The organism is Actinomadura sp. 6K520 (assembly GCF_004349245.1).
GTDB lineage: Bacteria > Actinomycetota > Actinomycetes > Streptosporangiales > Streptosporangiaceae > Spirillospora.
The window spans coordinates 1-4392 of the sequence record NZ_SMLC01000315.1; the positions used below are offsets into that span (position 1 = coordinate 1).

The following is a 4392-nucleotide window of genomic DNA, read 5'->3' on the forward strand; positions in this document are numbered from 1 at the left end:
GGTCCGCAGCGGGGCGGTGGGCGGTCAGGGGGTCTTGCGGGCGGTTAGGAGTAGGTACTCCCAGTCCATGGTCAGGGTCGGGGTGTCGCGTGCGTGGTCGTGGGCCAGGTGCACCAGGGCCTCGTCCAGGGCGGTCACCTTGTCGGGGTCGTCGGCGATGTTGTTGTAGACGGCGATGGTGGGGCCGTAGCGGGATTTGAAGTAGTCGCGGAAGTCCTCGGGCTTGTCGAAGGCGTCGATCTGGATGTTCTCGCGTTGGGTTCTGACGTCGGTCACGCGGTCGCCGAGCAGGGTCTGGACGTGGTCGGGGTCGCCCCACAGGGGTGGCGGCTGGGCACCCGGAGGCGGTGGTGGGGCGTAGGGCTTCATGGTCGCGAACATCTGGCCGATGAAGCCTTCCGGTGTCCAGTTGAGCAGGGCGATCGTGCCGCCCGGGCGGCAGACGCGGACCAGTTCGTCCGCGGCGGCCTGGTGGTGCGGGGCGAACATGACGCCCACGCAGGAAAGGACGCTGTCGAACTCGTCGTCGGCGAACGGTAGTGCTTCGGCGTCGGCCTCGCGCCATTCGAGGTCCGCGTCGGCGTGCTCGCGGCCGGCCTCCAGCAGTTCCGGTGTCAGGTCGCTGGCCACCACCCTCGCGCCGGTGCGCGCGGCGGGGACGGCGGCGTTGCCGGAGCCGGCGGCGACGTCCAGGACGCAGTCGCCGCTGCTCACGCCGGCCGCGCGGACGAGGACCTCGCCCAGGCTCGGGATGACTTCGGCCGCCAGGGACGGATAGTCGCCCAGCGCCCACATCTTTCTGTGACCGGCCTTGACCGCGTCGGTCTTCTCCCCCATGTCTGCTCCCCTCGTTTCGTCACACGCTATGGAGGGGAGATGCGGCTTCCTAGTACAGGATCTGTACTGGGAGGCGGCGCCGTTCTAACCTTCGGGGCATGGGGGCCTCCTACTACCAGTTCTGTCCCGTCGCCAAGGCGATGGAGCTGCTGGACGAACGCTGGACGTTATTGATCATTCGTGAGCTGCTGTCCGGGAGCGAGCGTTTCAACGAGGTGCGCCGCGGCGTTCCCCGCATGTCCCCGACACTGCTCTCCAAGCGCCTGAACCAACTGGTACGCGCAGGCGTCGCCGAGAAACGGGACGACCGCTACGTCCTGACCCTGGCGGGCGAGGAGCTGCGTCCCGTGGTCGAGGCCCTCGCGGTGTGGGGCGTCCGCTGGATAGGCGAACTGGGCGACGAGGACCTGGACCCGAAGCTCCTCCTCTGGGACATGCGCCGCAACGTCGCTTCCAACGCGGTCCCCGACGGCCGAACCGTGATCCTCTTCGTCTTCCCGGATGCCCCGTCCCGCCTCCGGCACTGGTGGCTGCTCCTCACCCCCGAAGCCGCCGACCTCTGCGACACCGACCCCGGCTACGAAGTCTCCGTGACGGTGGCCGCCGACCTCCGCCACCTGGTCGGAATCTGGCGCGGCGACCTGCGCTGGGAGGACGCCCTACGCTCCGGCACCTTGGACGTCCAAGGCCCCGAACCCCTCCGCCGCGCCCTCCCCACCTGGTTTACCCTCTCCCCATTCGCCACGCTCCCCCGCCCAGCCACGCCCCGTCCGTGGGAGGATTCCAGGTAGGATAATCTGCGCGACCGCAACGTCACCGGCTGGCTCGCCCTGGCCCGCGCCGACGACTTGCGCGTGATCACCTCTGCGGCGACCTTGGCGGAGGTCGTCCATCCGCGCATCAACCGCCCTGCACTGGAGTGGACCCTCTCGCGTCTCGTCATCGAGCCGGTCACCGAACCCATCGCCCGCCAGGCCGCCGCGCTGCTCGCCGATATTGGTCTCCACGGCCACAAGCACGCCATTGTCGCCATGCTCAGCGCCACCGCGCTCATCGCCCCCGGCCCGGTCACCATCCTCACTTCGGACCCCGCAGACCTGACAGCCCTGTGCAACGGACGCGCCGCCATCATCAAGGTCTGACCAGGCTCCACTCGGCACGGCGACAACGCCGACCGCGGACGGCTCGCTCACGGCGTCGCGATTCCTCCTGAGCTATGCGATAGGAGGTCCGTCCATTGGCGGCAAACCTCGGTCAGGCCGTAGGCGGCCGTCACCTGGGTGCGGGCCAGCGCCCCTTCGGTCTCCCAGCGGTTCTCGGAGACCGTCGCGGCGATGGACGCGGCCATCGCCGACGGGGTCTCGTGGATCCAGCGGGTGTCGTAGATGGTGTCCGCGCCGGGCCATGGGAGCAGGGCCGGGACGGCACCGGACGCCATTCCTTCGGCGGGCGCCAGGTGGAAGCTCTCGTCGTCGCTGGTGGAAAGGACGAAACCGATGCGGCGCAGCCATGACGCCACGTCGCGGCCGTAGGAGTCGAAGACGACGCCGCCGGACAGGAGGCGGGAGCGGCGGATGCGGCGGAAGACCTTCTCGTAGTGGGCCCGTTCCTCGTCCTTCTGCCAGATCCACCAGTAGTCCCAGGGCAGTTTGGATTTGACGAAGAGGGTGAAGCGGGGGTCGTCGCGGCGGAGCTCCTCCAGGACGTCCAGGGCCAGGTCGAGGCGTTTGCGGGACGGCGCGATGCCGATCATGCCCAGGTGGTGTTCGGCGCCGGGGAGCTTGCGGCGGTCGAGCTGGGCGTCGTCGACCCAGTTGGGGACGGTGACGACCTTCTCGGCGGGCCAGCCGGTCATCTCGCGGGTGAGGGAGGTGTAGTGCGGGCTGACGCAGATGACCTGGTCGACGGCGTCGATCTTCAGTTGCCTCGGCCAGGCGGCGTAGAGCTCGAATCGGTGCAGGCGGACGAGGAGGCGCTGGTCCGGGCGCTTCCGCTTGGCGTACCAGAGGGCGTTGGGGCCGCACCATTCGCAGATGACGACGTCGGCCCAGTCGACCAGGTCCTGGCTGCGTTCCTCGTCGTGGGCCTTGAGCGCGGCCCAGTGGTCCACCCGGACCTCCATGTCGGGGCGGGACCGGAGGTAGTCGAGCAGACGGGTGAAGAACTTCAGGTCGTGGCCCGCCACGCCCACGCGGAGGGGACGTGACCTGACGGACAGGACGGCCTCGGACGGCTCCGGAAAGGTCTGGGAGAGGTAGGTCCGGAGGCGGCCGGCGGCGGCGTCCAGGGTGTAGCCGGCGGCGGCCGTGCGGCAGCGGTCCGCGGCGAGCGTGAAGACGTCGGGGTTCTTGCCGATGAGGGTGAGCGCGTCCAGGACGTCGTCCTCGGTGGCGGCGAAGAGGGGGTAGTCGGCGCCGAGGAGGCGTTCGTGCATGGGGGTGCGGTTGAGGACGACCGGGACGCCCAGCGTGCCGCACTCCAGGACCTTCGTGGACAGTTCGAGGCTCGCGTCCAGTTCCGGGTCCCGCCAGGAGAGGCCCACGTCGGAGGCCGCCGTCAGCCGCATGGCCTCGGCGCGCGGGTGTCCGCCGTGCCAGATCACACCCTCGCCGGTCTCCAGCGCCGTCCGCATCCGGGACGCGAAACCCGGGTCGGCGGGGTCGTCGTGGATCTTGTCGCCGACCATGTGGAGTTCGGCGTCCACACCGCGCATGGCGAGCAGGCGCGGCAGGGAGGTCATCTCGTAGGTGTTCCAGCGCGGCGCGAACTTGCCCGTGTAGACGAGGCGGAGCGCGCGGCCGTCGGGGGTTCCGGCGGTGCGGGGCTCCAGGCCGTCGGGGAGGACGACGACGGGCGGGAACAGGACGCTCTTGCCCGCCGTGGCGGGCACGGCGGCCTCCAGGAAACCCCGGAGCTCCTCGGTCTGGCAGAGCAGCACGCGGGAGGCGTCGGCGATCCGGCGGAGCTCGCCCTTGGCGGAGGCGGAGAACTCGGCGGCGGACTGCGGGACGTCGGTGAGGTACGTCCAGAGGCGGCCGGCCAGGGGGCCCATGGCGAGCTTCCCCGCGATGCGCCGCCCCCTGACGACGACCAGGTCGAACCCATGTCCCGGGGGGCGTGGGGGGTCGTCCCCCCTCGGGGAACGCTGTTCCTCCGCGTCGATGCGGGCCAGGATCGTGGCGGCGTGCCTCGCGACCATGGCGCCGTCCCACAGGCCCTCGGCGTGCGGGCTGCGGACGGTGACGCCCGGCAGGGCGCGCAGGGGGTCGACGAGGCGCCCGGTACGGATCGGGGCCTTGAGGACCAGGGTCACCTCGCAGCCGGCGCGGGACAGGGCCTGGACCATGCCCTGGGCCCAGATCGCCGAGCCGTCGATCATGTTGAGATCGACGTCGCCGTAGACGAGGGCGCGTGGACGCACGGTGGTTCCTAATCAGTTCTGGGAGTCGCCATCCGGCAGACTCCGGGTTGGTGGCCAGCCGGTAGGTGAGCACTCGTGGTTCCTGGACGTTGAGTCCTGATGAAAGATCGTGCCCCTGCCGGTGTGCCGGGAGA

The 4392-nt window shown here is 70.2% G+C and carries 4 protein-coding genes; 2 read left to right on the forward strand and 2 right to left on the reverse strand.

Annotated elements, in window-relative coordinates:
• Nucleotides 1–24: 24 nt before the first annotated feature.
• Entirely contained in the window at nt 25–837 is an 813-nt protein-coding gene (locus tag E1289_RS36575) for a class I SAM-dependent methyltransferase (RefSeq protein ID WP_131988604.1), read from the reverse strand.
• Between the two features lie 98 nt (nt 838–935).
• Here E1289_RS36575 and E1289_RS36580 point away from each other — a divergent pair, with 98 nt between their 5' ends.
• Both E1289_RS36580 and E1289_RS36585 read left to right on the forward strand, forming a co-directional pair.
• Nucleotides 936–1628, forward strand: a complete 693-nt coding sequence (locus tag E1289_RS36580) for a helix-turn-helix domain-containing protein (protein ID WP_131988606.1) — start codon at nt 936–938, stop codon at nt 1626–1628.
• 63 nt (nt 1629–1691) lie between these two features.
• Nucleotides 1692–1979: a DNA-binding protein gene (locus E1289_RS36585; RefSeq protein WP_131988608.1), complete on the forward strand. Its 288-nt coding sequence runs from the start codon at nt 1692–1694 to the stop codon at nt 1977–1979.
• 47 nt (nt 1980–2026) lie between these two features.
• On the opposite strand, the gene E1289_RS36590 is transcribed toward E1289_RS36585, so the two are convergent.
• Nucleotides 2027–4216 carry a glycosyltransferase family 1 protein gene (locus E1289_RS36590; protein WP_243713441.1) on the reverse strand — a complete coding sequence of 730 codons (2190 nt, stop codon included), beginning with the start codon at nt 4214–4216 and terminating at the stop codon, nt 2027–2029.
• Nucleotides 4217–4392: the final 176 nt, after the last annotated feature.